Consider the following 19,271-nt stretch of genomic DNA (forward strand, 5'->3'; position numbering starts at 1 on the left):
TATGCAGCTAAGTGACGAGAAAAAAATTCGCGTAATGTATCGAGTAGAGCCAGGCTGTTTAGGCCCTGATGGCGTAGACCACATTGAAGATTTTTGTCGCTTTGCGAACAAGCACATTAAATCGCCTTATTATGCGCAGTTATTATTTTTACCCCGATACGACAAGCAAAAAGATGAGCGCCAATATAGCGTTAAAAACCGCAATTTATCTCAGGTGCAGGCTAAAGCGTACTTAAATCATTTTGAAATTGATATAGAAGATTTTGAAGAGCAGCTCGACGAGCTGCTCTCTAAATCAATAGATTTATACTTTAAACGCTAGGCTTCATTTGAAACAATAGCATTAAAGCTTTCGTTATCATGTAGGCTGGCAAAAGCACTTTCGTGAAGTAGCTCGTTTCGCAAGTTAGGCGAGTACTCAAGCGACATTTTTATATCAGCTAGGGCATCTGCATGTTCATGGGTTAAAGCATATGCACAGGCTCTTTGCCAGTAGGCATAACCATAATCACTATCTATATCAATAGCTTGATTACAAAGCTCAATAGCTTGCTCAGTCTCATTTAGCTCTAATAACGCATCCGCTTTATAGGCTATGGCTTCTACATCTTCTGGTTTACGTTTTAAAATTTCATCGAATATTTCAATTTTATTGGCAATATCACTTTCTAAGTTGGCTCGCATCCATAACGAATGAACTTCGTTGGTGATCGATATACGTTCTTGGTTACTGAGTATTTCTTCAGAGCGAACTCGCAGTTTTTCTTCTAAAATTTTCAAGCGGTCTTCGTACTCGTCAGTAATAACACTAACTCGTGTATTTACTATATCTTCTACTTTATTTTTTACATCACGTAGTGAATTCCAGCCTACCAATACTAAAATAGAAGCGGTGGCGGTGATAATAAAAAATACATTGTTAATCGTGTCGGTTGTGTAAGTTAGCGCCCTATCAGCGGTATCTAACTGAGCATGAGTGACCTGTTTGGTTAAGTCTTCACGCAGTTTTTGTTGATCTTGGCGTACCGACTTTAATTCGTCGAGAATATAACGCTCAAGTAATGGCTTATACATTGGCTCTTTTAGCTGCGCTAATTCACGTTGCTGTTGCTCATCCAAGGTCGCGGTGTTTTTATCAGCAGCTTGCACTGCAGATGAAGCACCTATAAAAACAATAAATAGTAAAAAATAAAAACGCATTGATATGCCTAGTTAAAAAATTAATTAATCGCTTCGCTAACTTTAACATGCGCACATCATTGGTACTAGGGTGAGTATAGGGAAGCTGGCATTAACTTGGGTGGGAGTAATTATAGGCAAAAAAAACCAGCCCAAGGTGGGCTGGAAAAAACTACATCAACATCTCAGGGAACAATAGGAGATAGGGCCTAGTGTATGTGTCACTACCTGAATTTTTACTTAACTAAATTCAAATAGTTAAAAATAGGGAAGAAATAAAGGTGCATAAATAATTTATACACCTTTTATAACTATAATTTCATGGCGAAGGGGGTATTCCACTGTGCACTTAAGATAACCTAAGTCACTTTCAAACCCTTCAGCATACATTACGTGGCTATTTTTAATAACGATCATCTAATTTATAAAAAGTTTTAATATTCATTTGCTGGCAGCATCATCATATTTATAAATGATTGTAATCGTTTTAAAGCATCGCCTTGCGCTAGCGTATCAAAGCGTCTACACGTATATTGAATAAGCAGAGACCGTACACGTCATTAATATAATGGCAAAAAAATAACAGCGCTCCCAATTGGTGAATACCAAAAGCGGTAAGCATGGGCGTTTTTATTTATACTTAAAAAGGAGCTCAATATGGATAATCATAAAGCGGGTAAATGCCCAGTTATGCATGGCAGTAATACCACAACTGAAAACACCAATACAGATTGGTGGCCAAACTCACTGAATTTAGACATTCTTCATCAGCACGATAGTAAAACCAGCCCTTACGATAACGACTTTAATTATGCCGACGCTTTTAACTCATTGGATTTAGAGGCGCTTAAAACCGACCTAAAAAACTTAATGACCCAAAGCCAACCGTGGTGGCCAGCTGATTGGGGGCACTATGGTGGCCTGATGATCCGTATGGCATGGCATGTTGCGGGCTCATACCGTTTAGCGGATGGCCGAGGCGGTGGCGGTACGGGTAATCAACGTTTTGCTCCACTTAACTCATGGCCTGATAATGCTAACCTCGACAAAGCTCGCCGTTTGCTGTGGCCAATTAAAAAGAAATACGGCAATAAGCTTTCATGGGCTGATCTGATGATTTTAGCCGGTAATATGGCGTATGAATCAATGGGACTTAAAACCTTTGGCTTTGCTGGCGGACGAGAAGATATTTGGCACCCAGAAAAAGACGTTTACTGGGGCGCAGAAAAAGAATGGCTTGCGCCTAGTGATGAGCGTTATACCCAGGTTGATAAACCCGATACCATGGAAAACCCATTAGCAGCAGTACAAATGGGCTTAATTTATGTAAACCCAGAAGGGGTTAATGGCAAGCCCGATCCACTTAAAACCGCAGATCAAGTCCGCGAAACCTTTGCCCGCATGGCCATGAACGACGAAGAAACCGCAGCACTCACCGTTGGTGGCCACACTGTTGGTAAAACTCACGGTAATGGTAAAGAAGAAAACTTAGGCCCAGAGCCAGAAGCTGCCGACGTACATGAGCAAGGCCTTGGTTGGAATAACCATAAAACCCGTGGCATTGGCCGCGATACCATGACCTCAGGTATTGAGGGCGCATGGACAACCTACCCAACTAAATGGGATAACGGCTATTGTAAATTGCTACTCAATTACGAATGGGAGCTAACAAAAAGCCCTGCCGGTGCTCATCAGTGGGAGCCGGTTAATATTAAAGAAGAAGATAAACCCGTTGATGTGGAAGACTCATCAATTCGTTTAAACCCAATAATGACCGATGCCGACATGGCAATGAAGCTCGATCCCGCATATCGTAAAATTATTGAGCGTTTTAATGACGATTTTGAGTACTTTACTGACGTATTTGCTCGCGCATGGTTTAAGTTAACCCACCGTGATTTAGGGCCAAAATCGCGCTATTTAGGTGCCGATGTACCAAGCGAAGATTTAATCTGGCAAGATCCAATTCCAACGGTTGATTACACCCTAAGCGACGCTGAAATAACCGACTTAAAAGCGAAGCTACTTAATTGTGGATTAAGTGAAACCGACTTAATTAATACCGCATGGGACAGTGCACGTACTTATAGAGGCTCCGATCACCGTGGTGGTGCTAATGGCGCCCGTATTCGCCTAGCTCCGCAAAATAACTGGCAAGGTAACGAACCTGCGCGTTTAGCCAAGGTACTTAGCGCACTTGAAACACTGCAAGCGAGCTTAACTAAGCCTGTTAGTATGGCTGATTTAATTGTACTTGGCGGCACCGCTGCAGTAGAGCAAGCCGCTAAAAAGGCCGGGGTTGATGTAACCGTACCATTTTCCCCAGGGCGTGGCGATGCAACTGATGATATGACCGACGCAGTGTCATTCGAGCCATTAGAGCCAATTCATGATGGCTTTAGAAACTGGTTGAAAAAAGACTACGCTGTATCCGCCGAGGAGCTATTACTGGAGCGCAGCCAATTAATGGGCTTAACCGCACCAGAAATGAGCGTGTTACTTGGTGGTATGCGCGTACTGGGCACTAACTATGGCAATAGTGACCATGGCGTTTTTACTGATAAGGTAGGCGTACTGAGTAACGATTTCTTTGTTAATTTAACCGACATGAACAACCGCTGGGAACCTGCAGCTAAAGGCGAGTACAACATAGTTGACCGTGCAAGCGGTAAAACTAAATACACGGCAACGCGGGTTGATTTAGTGTTTGGTTCAAACTCAATCCTCCGTGCATTGGCAGAGTTTTATGCGCAAGACGACAACAAAACCCGTTTTGTACATGACTTTATAAACGCATGGGTAAAAGTAATGAACGCCGATAGGTTTGATATTAAATAAATCTGAGTAATATTTAAAAAAGGAGCAGCAATGCTCCTTTTTTATTACTTAAAGGTTAAAGGTTACGAGCTTCGGGTAACGGGCAACGAGCAACGGGCAACGGGCTGCGAGGCGCGAGCTAGTGCTAAAACCTGAAACCTTTATCCTTTAACCTACTCTTTCAGCGCAGCGCCTCATAGCCCTCCTTGTGCATAATTAATTAAAAGCTATTTGAACACAGAGAAGCGAATGAGAGTAAATGAGAAGACAACGGGCTTCGAGCTGCGGGCTGCGAGGCGCGGGTAAAATGCAAATGCCTATACAATAGCTGCTACACCCTGTTTGTTGCTTTTCTCCTCTAAGAGCGCAGCGTCTCATAATCTCTGTGGTGAATAAATCACTTAAAATCTATTTGCACAAAGAGCAAAGAGCGAGTACAAATGAGCAAAAAAACACAGCCTTTCTTTGCTTTTTTATAAATAAATTACTAATTGCGTTTTAATTAATACCAAGCATAATTTTGGCGAACCCCGAACCCCGAACCCCGAACCCCGAACCCCGAACCCCGAACCCCGAACCCCGAACCCCGAACCCCGAACCCCGAACCCCGAACCCCGAACCCCGAACCCCGAACCCCGAACCCCGAACCCCGAACCCCGAACCCCGAACCCCGAACCCCGAACCCCGAACCCCGAACCCCGAACCCCGAACCCCGAACCCCGAACCCCGAACCCCGAACCCCGAACCCCGAACCCCGAACCCCGAACCCCGAACCCCGAACCCCGAACCCCGAACCCCGAACCCCGAACCCCGAACCCCGAACCCCGAACCCCGAACCCCGAACCCCGAACCCCGAACCCCGAACCCCGAAATACAGACACAAAAAAACGGCGCTTAAATAAGCACCGCTTTTAAATGGTTTAGGCTATTTCTTTAACCTTTAACCTTTAACCTTTAACCTTTAACCTAGCTCTTAAGCTACTTTATTTTCTTCGCAGCTTGCTAGGTATTCGTCAAAGGTACCTTGAAAGTCAATCACTTGCTTGTCTTTAATATCAACAATACGGGTTGCTAGTGACGATACAAACTCACGGTCGTGGCTTACAAAAATAAGCGTGCCTTTAAAATCTTTTAGCGCATTGTTAAGTGCTTCAATGGCTTCCATATCCATGTGGTTTGTTGGTTCATCCATTATCAGTACATTAACGTCTTGCATCATTAACTTACCGAATAACAAACGGTTTTTCTCACCACCAGAACAGTTACGGGCTTTCTTATTTGAGTCGTCAGCAGTAAATAATAAACGCCCTAACATGCCACGAACCATTAAATCGTTGTGCTTAGCGGTGCGCCACTGCGACATCCAATCAAATAACGTTAAATCGTTATCAAAGTCTTTGCTGCTGTCTTGTGGGCAGTAACCAAAGGTCGCGTTTTCTGACCATTTAACTTCACCGTGTAAACTTTCAAGCTCGTTAACTAAACAGCGTAAAAAAGTGGTTTTACCTACACCGTTTTCGCCAATTACCGCAAGCTTTGCACCCGCTTCTAGCAATAAGTCGCCGCCGGTAAATAACGTTTCACCGTCAAACCCATGGCCAAGTTTGGTTAGCTCAAGCGCTTGGCGATACATTTTTTTGCCCTCGTCAAAGCTTAACGACGGAGTCATTCGACTCGATGCTTTAACTTCATCAAGTTTAATTTTGTCCATTTTTTTAGCGCGCGAGCTGGCTTGTTTCGCTTTAGAAGCGTTAGCACCAAAACGGTTAACAAAGTCTTGCAGCTCGTCTATTTCAGCGCTTTTTTTCGCGTTTTCAGCTAATAACTGTTCGCGTTGCAAGCCAGAGGCTTCAAGGTACTTTTCGTAGTTACCTGGGTAAATACGCAGCTCGCCGTAATCAATATCGGCCATGTGCGTACATACCGAGTTTAAAAAGTGACGGTCATGGGAAATAATGATCATGGTACATTTACGTTGGTTAAGCTCATTCGCAAGCCACGTAATAGTATGAATATCTAAGTTATTGGTTGGCTCATCTAGTAGCAAAATGTCAGGGTTAGCAAATAGTGCCTGTGCTAACAGCACACGCAATTTCCAACCAGGGGCTACGTTTGCCATTAAACCATAATGAAATTCTTTATCGATACCCGCATCAAGTAGTATTTCTTCTGCGCGGCTTTCTGCGGTGTAACCGTCCATTTCAGCAAAGATGCTTTCAAGCTCTGCCACTTTCATGCCGTCTTCTTCGCTCATTTCAGGCAACGAGTAAATACGGTCGCGTTCTTGTTTTACTTTCCAAAGCTCAACGTCGCCCATAATTACCGCATCAACTACACTGTATTGTTCAAACGCAAACTGATCTTGGCTTAGGTTACCTAACTTTAGCCCCGGCGTAATAGACACATTACCCGCACTAGGCGTAAGCGCACCGCTTAAAATTTTCATAAATGTCGACTTGCCGCAGCCGTTTGCGCCAATTAAACCGTAACGGTTACCGTTACCAAATTTAGCTGAAATGTTTTCAAACAACGGCTCTGCGCCAAACTGCATCGTAATATTTGCGGTGGAGATCAAAAAAAGTAATCCTAGAAAATTAATGGCAGGGTTAAGCTGCAGCAAGGTGCCGCATAAATAAACAAGCGATAGAGTAAATAATAGGCCGCGAATTATACAGATCCACGCCCAAAGATGAAAGGTAAAAGAATAAAGCTTAAAAGCTATAACAGCTGATAAATAGCGTGTATGTTGCTTTTATTTTGCTTAATTAACTCATTTATAGCTTGTAACTCTGCTTGGTTAATAGACTTTTTACTCAACATTAAATGAATCGAACTCTTATTAATGGCCGCCATATTAGGAACAGGCTCAACGCTTGGATGTTGGTTTATAAAATATTGTGCAGCTACTTCGTCTTCGATTGCGTAATCTACCCTGTTTTTATTGAGCATAGCAAAGCGCTTATCGGCTGTGGGCATCATAATAACGTGAGCGGGGTGGTCTTGTTTAAATTGCGCAAATGCAGCGCCATAATAACCACCACGGCCAATAGCGAGCGTTAAATCTCTATAAAAAATATCGCTTAGGTTATTTATATCAGGAGAGTCGCTATATTTATAAAGGCGCATTATTTCATCGCGATAAGTATCGCTAAAATAGGCATAACTTTGTCTATCAGGGGTTATGCTGGCTGCAAAAACAATATCAATACGGCCTTCTTTTAACTCTTCAAAAGCACGAGCAGAAGTAGGCAGCAACATAAACTTTAAACAAAAAGGTGAGCTGTTAAAAATCGTATTTACCACATCAATTTCAACGCCTGTTAAATTGTTATTAACTGCCACCACATAAGGCGGCCAGTTGCGTTCATTAGTACCTACTTTAAGTGTTTTGGCACAGGCTAATACGTTAAAACTACCAATTACTAGTAATACTACAAAAGCGATTTTTAGCATTTCATTACTCTAAAAAATGACTACAGCTAAGTATACACTAGCTGGCAGATTTATCCCGTTTGTAATAAATATAGGGCGCGCAGTGCAGCAATAAATGACTAGTTCGTAGGTAGCTCAGTAAAAACAGAGCTGGGACTTGAGGGGGCGACACTAACTTTTAAACGCTTGGTAAGCTTATAACGGCTTGAATAAGCGTTTATTCAAGCCGTTATACTGCAGGGTAAATAACAGCCATGTTTTATATAACTTTAATACTTTCAATGGTGTAGAAAAATTGGGTAAAAGTGTAAACAGCATGAGTTTAGTACAGTTAAACAATGCTTTTTTGTAATGAAAACATACTACTTAGGGCGTAATGTTGCTCTTATCTCTGTATTTATTAATTATGATCCTGTAGATTAGTTATAAATGAATGCCAGATTAATAAATAAACCAAGGAGCGGTGAATTTAGTGCCCACTAAAACACTCAATTACTACAATCAACATGCACAAGCTTTTAGCGACTCAACGCTTAATGTTGATATGTCGGCGCTTTACGCTGAATTTTTACCGCTTATCCCTAAACACGGTCATATTTTAGATGCAGGCTGTGGCAGTGCCCGCGATGCCATGTATTTTAAACAGCAAGGTTTTACTGTTAGCGCGTTTGATGCAAGCGAAAACATTGCAAAGTTAGCCAGTAATTACTTACAACAAGCCGTAGAGGTTAAAACCTTTCAGCAGTTTAATTGTACCAATATGTACGATGGCATTTGGTGTTGTGCCAGCTTATTGCACGTGCCAAAAGTAGAGTTGCCACAGGTGTTTTTAAAGCTGCAAAATGCCCTAAAGCCAAACGGTGTTTTGTATGTGTCGTTTAAATATGGCACGCAAGAACGCGTGCATAATGGCCGTGAATTTACCGATTTAAATGAAGATGGCCTAACCGCGCTAATTACGCATCACACTGAGCTTAAAATAATAAAGCAATGGCAAACGGTTGACCAACGACCAGAGCGCGAAAGTGAAGTGTGGCTAAATGCGTTGATTGATCTGTAATCAAATATATTAATAATAATTAAAGGAACTAAAATGACCAATTATGAAATATTCATCGCCCTAGTCGCACCAAGAGGAATAAGCGTAGAAAAAATTATCCAAAAACTGGAAGCCTCGGTGGGTAATTATGGTTATAAAATAAAAAGAGTTAACCTACTAGACATCAACTCAACTTCACAAGTTGAACAGAGCTTAAACATTCAAAATAGAGTTGATATAGAGAGCAGGTATTTATCCGGTCTCAGAGAACTAGTCCTAAATGAAGTAAATGAAGATGCCCCGAAACTGTATGAACCACATGATTTAATTAGCTCACTTATAATTAAAAGAGTGCAGGAGCTCAGAAATGATAATGAAAAGTATACGGTTTATATAATTGATAATGTTACGCACCCAAAAGAGCTTAATGCGTTAAAAGCAGTTTACAAAGACTCATTGTTTACTATAGGGATTACAGGGCCTTTATTAGACCGGGTTAATTTGAAAAAAGAACAGTTTAAACTTGAAGGTTATTCAGATAGTGAAGCCTTAACACAAGCAGCTAAGTATATTTATGATGACTATAGTCAGCTTAAAGAGACTATTGAAATCGATGGTAAATGTATTGATGTTTCGAATGATTTAGGTAAAACCTATCTTCTCTCTGATTTTTTTATCAACCTAAATTCAGAAAGTTTTAAATGTAATATTCAAGGATTGGATGAATTATTAAGCCAATCTATTGAGCGCTATGTTGATTTGATTTTTGGCGCGCCTATTGTTACTCCAACCCAGTCCGAACATAGTATGTTCCTTGCCTATACTAGTGCTTTAAGATCTGGTGACCTTTCTCGTCAAGTTGGTAGTGCTATAGTTAATGAGCTTAATGATGTTATAGCTTTAGGTGCCAATGAAGTCCCTAAGTCTGGCGGCGGACAATATTGGGCAGACAATTTATATATTGCTAATACAGCAGAGGATGAAGCCAAATTAAAACAATCTGTTGACCAAAGGGACTATGTTATAGGCTATGATACTAATGCAGTAGTTAAAGATAAGTTAACAGATGAATTAATACAATTATTTGTCGATAAAGCTCTAATTTCTGAAAGTAACAGAGCTGAAGCAGAGTTAATACTCCAAAAATCAACTTTAAAAGATATTACTGAGTATGGCCGAGTAGTGCATGCTGAAATGTCGGCATTAATGAGCGCTGCTAGAAATGGTACTGGAGTGAAAGGCATGCATATGTTCTGCACTACATACCCATGTCACAATTGTGCAAAACACTTAGTAGCAGCAGGAATAGATAAGGTTCAATATATAGAACCTTATCCAAAAAGTAGGGCTGCGGACTCTCATGATGATTCAATCTTTGATCCAGAAAAACTCACAATCGCTTTGGATGAGGAAAACAAACAGGAAGCAATTAATAATATTACTGAAGCCTATTTAGATATTAATGTTAAGCGCAATGAAACTTCCAATAAATCATCGGCAATTGTCAACGATAATGTTATTAAAAATAAGCTAAAGCTTGTATTTGAGCCTTACTCAGGAGTGGGACCAAGTCGCTATGTAGATTTATTCTCTATGAACATGGGGAGTGGTAGGAAAATAAAGCGAAAGAGTGGCTCTCAAGCTATTCAACTAGACAGAGGGGCAATTTCAGTACCACGTATACCTATTACTTCATCTCATAACGAATTTTTTGAAAACGAGTTTATGAGGCAGTTAGAAGAAAAGTTAAAGCAGAGCTTTAGTGAAATACGAGATAATGTACTCAAGTCCTTCCATACAAAATATAAGCTGAGAAATGAAAACCGACAAACCTCTAGAATTAAGTTTTGGAATCAGAAAAATTCATATGGATATATAGTTTCTGAAACAGGTAAGGACTTTCCTTTCAACGAGCAAAATATTGAAGATAAAAATTATATACCCAAAGATAATGAGCTTGTTAGCTTTGTTCCACTAAAAGGTGAAAGCGTAACTTTTGCAGATAAAATTTTAAAAATACCAGAGCAAGAAATAGACGAAAAAGTCAGTACCTATAGTGATTCAAAAGTTAAAACTTCCACTATTAAGTTTTTAAATGAAGGTAAGAACTTTGGCCACATTAAAAGTAATCAACCTATTGATTATTATTTTAGATTTGAGCAGGTTTCAACGTGCTCTAAAGATAAGCTAAAAGTTGGTATTGAAGTTTCGTTTGAGTCATGCACTAGTGTTGATGGTAAACCGCAAGCTAAAAACATTAAGGTGATAGTTTGAGGCTGCAACTCGACTTTATTGCCTATATTCAGCGCATGCTCGTTGAGGGCGATTTTAGTGCAACCTACAAATTTGCATTGCTGCATGCTTTGGCTGATGTATGTGTTGAACAGCCACTTCAGTCAGAGCAAAGTGAATTGGTCATAGAGCTGCCAACGCTTGCTGACAAACTCATTACTTTGTATTGGCATCATGCTATGCCGTTTTCGTCAGAGCATACAGATGAAAGTGCCTTACTTTTGCAAAACACCGGTGCGCAATCAAAAGTTATTAGCGTATTGTTTGAATGCCAACAAAACAATATTCGTAACTTACGCCAGCTAAAGCAAAGTGGTTTTTACAAGTCGACTTTTAATGCTGCTATGGCAACATTAAAAAGCGGCCCGCTTTGGCGCTTACAAATACTTGCCAAGCAAGAAGAATGCTTTTTATATCCGCACACTAAAAGTTCCAAATACATTACTTTAAATGCAGGCATTGCCAGTTGTTTTAGGCGCTTTTACGATCTAGTAACTTATTTGGCTAAAAATGCATGGCTGCAAAAAATTCAAAGCATAAAACACAACCAAGCACTTATTGGCCCGCAAAGCCAACTACATGACTTTTTATTTGGCTTTGACCGTAATGCACTTATCAAAGCTAAACCTGTTTTGGTAGAGCTGCAATCTAACAATTGTTTTTATTGTCAAAAGCCAATGAAAAGCGATGTTGAGGTTGATCACTTTATACCATTTGCCCGCTACGCTAACGACTTAGGCCATAATTTTGTGGCAGCGCACCGCACATGTAATAACAATAAACGTGACTTTTTAGCCGCGCAACAGCACCGCGAACGCTGGCAAAAGCAAAATTTGGTTGTTAACAGCCAAATTATTAGCAACGAACTAAGTGCATATTTTCACTGCGATGCAGATAAATCTCTCGCAGTAAGCAATTGGGCGTATCAGGTGGCACAAGCTAACAACGCAAAATTATGGCTTGGAAATAAAGACCATTTTGAACAGGCAAAACCAACTGCGGACATAGTGACTTTCCCGCAAACAAAACAACCTGAGTTAGATCAAGTTGCTAAGCCCGAAGTTAGCTTAAAATCAATTAATAACGCATTAAAGCTGCCGTATTTCCCCAATATAAAAATTGCCTGTGGGCATTTCAAAACAGGGGATGAAAGCGATATGGAATTGATGAACGCGCCAATTGGCGCGGGCAAGCTAGACCCGCAAGTGCATTTTTTAGCACGCGCATCGGGTAACTCTATGAATGGTGGTAAACACCCAATACTTGATGGTGATTTACTGCTACTTGAACTTATAACGTCCGATAAAGCGGGATCGCTACGCGGCCAAATAGTGGCGATAGAGCGAGATGATATAGGCGGGGAAGGGCAGTATTTACTGCGTAAGGTTAATAAATTACCTAATGGGCAATATGAGCTAATTGCTCAAAACCCAGATTACGAGGTAATGGTTGCTGATGAAAGCATGCGAACGTTCGCACGGTTTAAACAAGTGGTTGCAGAGTAATTTGTAGTCGCGCGCAGAGCGCAGCTTTTAAGTTTGTAGGTCGTGGCGTAGGCGGGAGTTTACCTCGCGCTTAAATTGTAGGTCGTGCTTTAGCGCGTCAATGTGACTGATAATATTAGGGATTATGAAGGGATTAATAACCTCTATTCGAGGTTTTATCGCGTTGGCGATGGCAACCAAAGGGCGGCTGTCGCCGACCGCCCTTTGGAATCCCACGGCGCGCCCGAGGATCACACTGTGTCCTCAAGTTAAAAATTGATGTGAACGTAAGCGCCGTGTATTCGCCGTCCATGGCGAAGTCATGGCTTAACTTGCATCCATGCAAGTGATTACTCATCAATTTATAACTTTCGGGTGTGATCACGGGGAGTTAGAGTATGTTGGTAGATTTATATTAGAAGTTATAGCTGGGTTACCTCATAATTTCATAGTTGTGAGAACTCACTAAACAAAAGTTAGATTATTAAATAAGGACTTTCAATGGTTAAGGGCACAATATCATTTTTTAAGCTTGATGATTTCGGATTTTATGAAAAAGGAAAAGAAATACCAGAGTATAGTAATTTTCATGAGATGGTCGCAAACTTTCATGATTGGGTAGAAGGCTGTACCTCATATGAGGATACATGCCCTTTTGATGGAAAAAAGAGGACTACAAACAAATCACTATTCTGTTTAAATTCAACTTATGATCATAATACAGGAGATGTGGTGTTAGTGTTATGGAAAACAATAGGTTCGCATGGTGGATCCGTTAATGGAATTGATATAACAGCTTCGCCTAATCAAAATTACATAAAGACAGTAGAAAAGTCATCTAAAGATGTTGTATTTGGTGAGCCTATGTACTACTGGTTTATTCCTACCCTTAATGTATTCGCATCTATAAAACTAGCAAATTCTGTAGCTGATACAAATTTAGTAAAGAGGTATTTTAGATCTTATGTTGAACATTTTATGGAGTGCAAGGGGCGTCACGTTTCGATGGAGGAGAAAGATGGACTTAGTTACAAAAAAGTTACTTTTAGCAATGAACACGGCAAAGGTTTACATTTTAAGTTTCATGCAAGTACGTTTAAACAGAAAATGAATGAAGATAGATTAGAGGCATTACGTAAAAGAATTACACACCTTGTTAAAAGAGATTATATTTCTGCTACTGGTAGTCAAGGTCGTGATTTATGGTCAAAAATGACTAATGGATTACCTTTGATTTCTGCCCCAAAAACTAAAGATAATCGAAAGGTTGAAACTGTTTCTGAAATACAACCAACATTGCAAGAGTTAAAAGAGTTATTACATATTTACGAGCAGTCAAACTTTGGAAGCTGGGAGAATATTGGTGTTCGAGTTGATGATTCTGATAGAATTATCTGGCTAAATGAGTTTTCTGCTAGGGAGTATATAGCTTTGGATTATAAGCGTGAAAATTTACCTGTGCTTACAGCTGAACAGCTTATGATAAAAATTCTAAGTAAACGAGATGATTTGATAGCTACTGTTGCGAAGGCACAAGAAAAGGCGGCATAATGCGTTACTTAATACTGAGTAGTATTTGTATATATTTTATTATTTTTTATTCAGTTGTAAAACTCAATATTTCATATAGCTATGATTCAATGAAAGAGTTAGTGAATTATCTTACAGCATCTTCTGGTGTGGTTTTTACAATATTGGGACTTTGGATCGCATATGTATACCCAAATGCGATTGTGAAGATAGTAAGACCTAGTATTGAAGACATTTTGAAGTCTGAAGATGTTGCTAGAATAAGAAGAATGTTAATTGTTCTCTGTTTTTGCATTTTGATTATTGGGGTTGCATTACTGTTTCATTTATCTTATTTGTTTTTGGTGAAAACTCCCTTTTATGCTTCTAATGCATTGTTAATAAAGAACTTTGCTCTTTCTGTAATAGGGTGTGCTTCATTATTACAACTAATAGTTTTTTACTTTGTTATCGCAACTAATATTAACTTCTTACATGATTTATACACAAAAACTAATATGAATGAAGTTAATGAAAAGTTATCTAAATAGAAAAGTATATTGTTATATTACACCTTAAGAGCCTTCATTCTTATCTGCATGAGGGCTTTTGTATTTATAGCTATATATCAACGGATATTACAACAACGTTAGACCACATCATTATAATGCTGGTTTAGCCCCAAAAGAAGCAGAGTTTAGATACCAAGATTCTAAAACTGTGGCCAAACAGTTATCACTAGCTCATTGCTTTTCTTAGTAATAATTTTATTTTTACGGTACTATTTTCTATGGCTTGATTTCTTTGCTCAGCTCATCAACTAAATCATGTGTGAATGGCCAAGGAATACCGGCTTTGCGTGTTAACTCTTTCAAATCGGGCGTAATTCTTTCAATATTTTTTGCTGCATTTAGGTAAAGCCGATTTTGTTTTATGATACTTTTTCCTAGTAATTCTAATCGCTCTCTTTCACTCTCGATTTCGTATTTTTGTACTGTGATTGATTCTAGTAGCAACTGTTTCTCATTCACTGATTTTTGAACTGCATCTCTATTTTCATATAACTGCATTATTTCGGATTCTAATTTTAACTTCCTAAAAGAAAGTTCACTGACTTCACTCTCTAGGCTTTTATTAAATTGTTCAACTAAAAACTTTTTTTCTTTTTGAAATGCCTTAATAGCATTTTCTTTATTTTCTTTATTTTCTTTAATAGTAAAACTTTTAACACTGTTTAATTGATTAATATCTTCTAGTAGTTTTTTCTTCTTACTTATTAAGTCTTGGTTTTTAAGATTCAGCTCGTTTCTTAGCGTAGCCTCATACTCATCAATTCTACTTTTTATATTTGACCTCTGACTTATGTTTTCATTGATTTGAGATAGATTTTGTGAAGCATATTTAATATTTTTCACAAGTGCTTTATATTCAACTCTGTACGCATTACGAATTTTTTCTTCGTCGTTTTTTACAATCACCTCAAGATTATTTTTGGTATATGATAAATCTCGTAATTGCTCTTTGAGAAACGTTACGGCTGCATTTAAACTTGTCTTTTCTTGTTCGTATTTATTTAAAAACTCCCTTCTTTCAAACATTAAATCTTTAATTGATTGACGTTCATGTGCATGACATAGCTCACCTATAAATCCAGCAGGAGCAATACTCAGCCATTTTGCATTTGAGTTTTCAAATAAGTCACTTACTTCTTCTAATGTTATTACCTCAGAGGTAGGAACGAAATTACTAAAGTCGAACTCGATAGCGTTTTTATTTAACCTTCTATATTCACTAGTTTTCTCAGTCCCGCAGAAATGTGATACTGCTATTTCAATTAGAATTTGCTCACCCTTTGAATAACCAATCACGTCAGGAATTCGTTTTGAATTATCAATGGGAGTTTCAATATCAACATTATCAAAAATAAGTGTAAAGTTATAAGGATCAAAGTTACCAATTGGTATTGTTAGTTTTTTATTGTTGTTGAGTACTTCTTTGGCTAACAAGTGAAGCTCTGTTTCGTAGCTCCATTTACAGTGTTTTGCTTTTTGATCATCTGGAGCATGGGCGAAATGGTTTGCTTGTACAGCTCCTTTTTTGGCAATTAACTGTGATCCGCAATCAACGCAAGTACAATTACATTTCAGGCCTCTTTGAACATCATCAATACTCGTGATCCAGTTTTGCTCATTGTATGCCCTCGTCATTTTATAGTTATGGCTCATTAAACATCCTTATTTTAAATTATCACCCAACCGCCAATTTTCCAGCCTCATGCCACATTTCACTTGGCATGGGGTTGGTTAATTCCCACGTTATATTCATCGGCTGGCTGCCGTTGTGGCTTTGGTATTTAACTTCGCCGTAGTTTACAAACCCCATGGTTCGGCCGTTTTCGTCTTTTCCTTGTTCGCGCACAAATAACAGGATGGTTTTGCCTGTTTTTTGATGTTCAATATAGCTAAGGCCGCGGCCGTGTTCTGGGCGGGCGCTGTTTTGCGTTTGCCAATGGAACAGGGTAGGGCTGATTGCGTAGTCGTGATACAGCGTGGTGGGCGAGTAGCTTTTTTCACACTTATTAAGTGTGACAAATAATAACTCTAAGTTTTGGTTTTTAAATTCTAAAACACCTTCGCGAGCGGTCGATTTTTTATCAAACGAGTGCGCCCCAAAAGCGGCGAGTATTTGTTGACGCGTGTAGCGGCTGTGTAATTTTATTGCGTGATTAGGTAGGCACGTTAAATCGCTTTCTTGCTGGTGAATGCGGTTTATTAACAGCGTAATTACTTGGGCAAGTTCCTGTTGTAACTCTTTGTGTTTTAGTGCCTGTAAGCTCTGCTTAAGGGTCTTAAATCCTAAACTTGTGCCAGTGCTATCCCAAAAGTTGTAATGCGCCATAAGCGCGTACTGTTGATTTTGTGGCGTTGGGGTAAAGCTAAAGTCGTTGTTACATAAATCACGTAAAAAGCATAAGTAACTGAGCGAGTCGCAGCCGAGTAATTGGGTGTTGATTGCGCGGTAATACGCGGCGTAAATATCGGCTTGCTGTGTTGGTATTTCATCGCCTTTTAGCCAGTGCCAGCCGCCGAGTTTTTTATCTTTTGGTTTGTATATATCTTCAAGCGTAACTTGCGGGTTTATGCGTAAAAAGCTACTTAGCGTGAGCGTGTCATTGGTGTGTTGCGAGTAGCTATTTATAAGCTGTTGTAAACGGCGTTTAGTGTTTATGGCTTGCTGTATATTTTTTAATATTGTTTGTTGCGTTCGCTTTTGTAGTTCTATACGACAACCCAGTGGTAAATGCGGGAAGTTGTTTTCAATTTCGGTTTTTATTGGCTGGTTACTTTTACCAATGAGTGCGCGGAATTTACTGGCAAAGTCGTATTCTGGGCGGGCGTTGCCTACAAAGTCGAGTACGGTACAGCATTGCTTTTGGCTGTTGTCGGGCAGGCGCAGACCACGGCCGAGTTGCTGTAAAAACAGTGTTAAACTTTCCGTTGGGCGTAAAAATAAAAGTGTATCGACCTCAGGAATATCGATCCCTTCGTTAAAAATATCAACCACACACAATATTTGTATTTCACCTTGTCGCAGTGCTTGTTGTTTGGTTGCGCGCTCATTACTGTTTTTACTGGTTAGCACATCGGCGCTTATGCCTGCTAAGTTAAACTTAGACGCCATAAATTCAGCGTGTTTTTGGCTTACGCAAAACGCCAAGGCTTTTATATCGTGAACATTGGTAACTATATCAGCAAGGCTGGATATAATTTTGTTAGCGCGGCTGTTCTCCCCTGTATAAAGGTTACTTAGCTCGCTTATATCGTAACGGCCGCCTCGCCAAGTTATTTGGCTTAGGTCGGTGTCGTCATCTAGTCCAAAATATTGAAACGGGCATAAATGGCGCTGATTGATTGCCTCTGGCAAGCGGATTTCAGCGGCTATTACGCCGCAAAAATCATCGAGTATATTGGCACCATCTTGTCGCTCTGGTGTGGCGGTTAAGCCAAGTAATACAGTCGGTGTAAAGTGGTTTAATATAGCGCGGTAACTTGCAGCGCTTACGTGATGTACTTCATCTATAACTATGTAATCGTAATAGTCAGGAGTTAAATTAAGCGATTCAATTTGGCTGTTTAATGTTTGGATTGACGCAAATAATTGGTTATAGCGTTGTGGCTTATAATTACCTACCCACAGCTCACCAAAATCGTTGTTTTTAAGCACGCCACGGTAAGCGCTTTGCGCTTGTTTGAGTATTTCTTCACGGTGGGCTACAAACAAAAAGTGGGCGTTTGGGTTTTTATCGTAAACGGTTTTAAAGTCGAACGCAGATATAATGGTTTTACCAGTTCCCGTTGCAGCAACCACTAAGTTTTTAAAGCGATTATGTACGCTGCGCTCAACGCTTAGTTTTTCTAAAATAGCGAGCTGATGGGTTTTTGGTGTTATATCAAAATAAAACTGGCTGCTTGCTTGGCCAACACCACGTTGCTCGTTAAGTGAATTTATGAGCTTTTCTTTACATTCAACCTTGCCAGTAAACAACTCGAAATCTGGCGATTGCCAGTAGGTCTCAAAAGTGCTTTTAGTTTTAGCTATGATGTGCGGAATTTCTTGCGCGGTAATTTTTAAGTTCCACTCAAGGCCGCTGGTAAGCGCCGAATGCGATAAATTAGACGAGCCAATATAACCAGTATGAAAACCCGTATTACGCATAAACAAGTATGACTTTGCGTGTAAGCGCTCTTGCTGGTTGTTGTAACTAAGTTTTACCTCAGTGTTTGGTAGGTTTGCTAAAAACTCCACCGCTTTAGCATCCGTTGCGCCCATGTACGAGGTGGTAATAACTTTGAGCTTATTGCCGCTTTTGGTAAACGCTTCAAGCTCATTTTTAAAAATACGTAACCCCGTCCATTTTATAAATGAGACAAGCCAGTAAATAGTGTCGGACGATTTTATCTCGCGTTTTAGCTCGGTTTCGAGCGATATACCCGCATTCGCACCGCTAAATAACTCGCTTTGTGTAAGCCCTGTTAGCGGAAAAATATCGTGAGAGTAGTCTTTAAGATTTGCCGCAATAGGGTTTTGGGTATTAAACAATGCAGTAAGAATACGGCCTTGGCTGTCGATAAGGTTTTCATTGATGAGTTCATCATCGCGAATATGATCTTTAAGCCAAAGCACAAGGCTGTTTGCGAGGTTTATTTGTTCCTGCAAACGCTCGTTTGAACTAGGGATTGCATCGATGGCATGTTCAACCAGCTTCCCTAAAAAGCGCGAAAGCCACGTAGCCGCCTCAGCCGATTCTAGTTGGCGTTCGCCCACATAAAACTGGTCACGATTTAAGTTCTGCTCAATTACTTGTGTAATTAACTGCTCGTAAATACCAATTTGTTGCATTAAATCGCTCCCTGTTTGCGAGCATTTAGTTTACTAGAAAATGCAATGTAAACAAGCATTAACTCATTATTGAGTTAAAGGCCGCCGCCAAGAAAATTCCCCCGTGATCACACCCGAAA

12 protein-coding genes are annotated in these 19,271 nt (G+C 39.8%); 7 read left to right on the forward strand and 5 right to left on the reverse strand.

The window, feature by feature from the left end:
- Position 1 precedes the first annotated feature (1 nt).
- Positions 2-322 (forward strand): hypothetical protein, encoded by a 321-nt coding sequence (locus tag AB8618_RS17885; RefSeq protein ID WP_008112665.1) that lies wholly within the window; start codon positions 2-4, stop codon positions 320-322.
- On the opposite strand, the gene AB8618_RS17890 is transcribed toward AB8618_RS17885, so the two are convergent.
- On the reverse strand, positions 319-1,200 hold the full coding sequence (locus AB8618_RS17890) for a tetratricopeptide repeat protein (RefSeq protein WP_138606994.1): 882 nt from the start codon (positions 1,198-1,200) through the stop codon (positions 319-321). The two genes, AB8618_RS17885 and AB8618_RS17890, sit on opposite strands and share 4 nt — an antisense overlap.
- Before the next feature lie 636 nt (positions 1,201-1,836).
- On the opposite strand from AB8618_RS17890, the gene katG reads away from it, so the two are divergent.
- Complete coding sequence (gene katG, locus AB8618_RS17895) at positions 1,837-4,017, forward strand: catalase/peroxidase HPI (RefSeq protein WP_413403447.1); 2,181 nt, start codon at positions 1,837-1,839, stop codon at positions 4,015-4,017.
- Between the two features lie 952 nt (positions 4,018-4,969).
- On the opposite strand, the gene AB8618_RS17900 is transcribed toward katG, so the two are convergent.
- Both AB8618_RS17900 and AB8618_RS17905 read right to left on the reverse strand, forming a co-directional pair.
- A complete protein-coding gene (locus AB8618_RS17900; protein WP_413403449.1) occupies positions 4,970-6,571 on the reverse strand; it encodes an ABC-F family ATPase in 1,602 nt (533 codons plus the stop codon).
- Positions 6,572-6,714: 143 nt separating this feature from the next.
- Complete coding sequence (locus AB8618_RS17905; protein WP_409426079.1) at positions 6,715-7,449, reverse strand: substrate-binding periplasmic protein; 735 nt, start codon at positions 7,447-7,449, stop codon at positions 6,715-6,717.
- A gap of 451 nt (positions 7,450-7,900) precedes the next feature.
- Here AB8618_RS17905 and AB8618_RS17910 point away from each other — a divergent pair, with 451 nt between their 5' ends.
- From AB8618_RS17910 to AB8618_RS17930, 5 genes are all read left to right on the forward strand, one after another.
- Positions 7,901-8,488: a class I SAM-dependent methyltransferase gene (locus AB8618_RS17910; RefSeq protein WP_413403452.1), complete on the forward strand. Its 588-nt coding sequence runs from the start codon at positions 7,901-7,903 to the stop codon at positions 8,486-8,488.
- 33 nt (positions 8,489-8,521) lie between these two features.
- A complete protein-coding gene (locus AB8618_RS17915) occupies positions 8,522-10,741 on the forward strand; it encodes a deaminase (protein WP_409426081.1) in 2,220 nt (739 codons plus the stop codon).
- A gap of 35 nt (positions 10,742-10,776) precedes the next feature.
- Positions 10,777-12,264, forward strand: coding sequence for a S24 family peptidase (locus AB8618_RS17920; protein ID WP_413403576.1), 1,488 nt, complete (start codon positions 10,777-10,779; stop codon positions 12,262-12,264).
- 480 nt (positions 12,265-12,744) lie between these two features.
- Complete coding sequence (locus AB8618_RS17925; RefSeq protein ID WP_409426082.1) at positions 12,745-13,794, forward strand: hypothetical protein; 1,050 nt, start codon at positions 12,745-12,747, stop codon at positions 13,792-13,794.
- Positions 13,794-14,303, forward strand: a complete 510-nt coding sequence (locus AB8618_RS17930; protein ID WP_409426083.1) for a hypothetical protein — start codon at positions 13,794-13,796, stop codon at positions 14,301-14,303. Before AB8618_RS17925 ends, AB8618_RS17930 begins: the two co-directional genes overlap by 1 nt.
- A gap of 237 nt (positions 14,304-14,540) precedes the next feature.
- Here the strand turns inward: AB8618_RS17930 and AB8618_RS17935 are convergent, their stop codons facing one another.
- Positions 14,541-15,977, reverse strand: a complete 1,437-nt coding sequence (locus tag AB8618_RS17935; protein ID WP_409426084.1) for a hypothetical protein — start codon at positions 15,975-15,977, stop codon at positions 14,541-14,543.
- Positions 15,978-15,999: 22 nt separating this feature from the next.
- Positions 16,000-19,152 (reverse strand): DUF3427 domain-containing protein, encoded by a 3,153-nt coding sequence (locus AB8618_RS17940; RefSeq protein ID WP_409426085.1) that lies wholly within the window; start codon positions 19,150-19,152, stop codon positions 16,000-16,002.
- Positions 19,153-19,271: the final 119 nt, after the last annotated feature.

Source organism: Pseudoalteromonas sp. RW-H-Ap-1, from assembly GCF_048318575.1.
Classification (GTDB): domain Bacteria; phylum Pseudomonadota; class Gammaproteobacteria; order Enterobacterales; family Alteromonadaceae; genus Pseudoalteromonas.

What these genes read in the sequence shown, in the direction of transcription:
- AB8618_RS17885 (WP_008112665.1), top strand. Translation starts at nt 2, where the DNA reads ATGCAGCTAAGTGACGAGAAAAAAATTCGCGTAATGTATCGAGTAGAG.
- AB8618_RS17890 (WP_138606994.1), bottom strand. Translation starts at nt 1,200, where the DNA reads ATGCGTTTTTATTTTTTACTATTTATTGTTTTTATAGGTGCTTCATCT.
- katG (WP_413403447.1), top strand. Translation starts at nt 1,837, where the DNA reads ATGGATAATCATAAAGCGGGTAAATGCCCAGTTATGCATGGCAGTAAT.
- AB8618_RS17905 (WP_409426079.1), bottom strand. Translation starts at nt 7,449, where the DNA reads ATGCTAAAAATCGCTTTTGTAGTATTACTAGTAATTGGTAGTTTTAAC.
- AB8618_RS17915 (WP_409426081.1), top strand. Translation starts at nt 8,522, where the DNA reads ATGACCAATTATGAAATATTCATCGCCCTAGTCGCACCAAGAGGAATA.
- AB8618_RS17920 (WP_413403576.1), top strand. Translation starts at nt 10,777, where the DNA reads ATGCTCGTTGAGGGCGATTTTAGTGCAACCTACAAATTTGCATTGCTG.
- AB8618_RS17925 (WP_409426082.1), top strand. Translation starts at nt 12,745, where the DNA reads ATGGTTAAGGGCACAATATCATTTTTTAAGCTTGATGATTTCGGATTT.
- AB8618_RS17930 (WP_409426083.1), top strand. Translation starts at nt 13,794, where the DNA reads ATGCGTTACTTAATACTGAGTAGTATTTGTATATATTTTATTATTTTT.
- AB8618_RS17935 (WP_409426084.1), bottom strand. Translation starts at nt 15,977, where the DNA reads ATGAGCCATAACTATAAAATGACGAGGGCATACAATGAGCAAAACTGG.
- AB8618_RS17940 (WP_409426085.1), bottom strand. Translation starts at nt 19,152, where the DNA reads ATGCAACAAATTGGTATTTACGAGCAGTTAATTACACAAGTAATTGAG.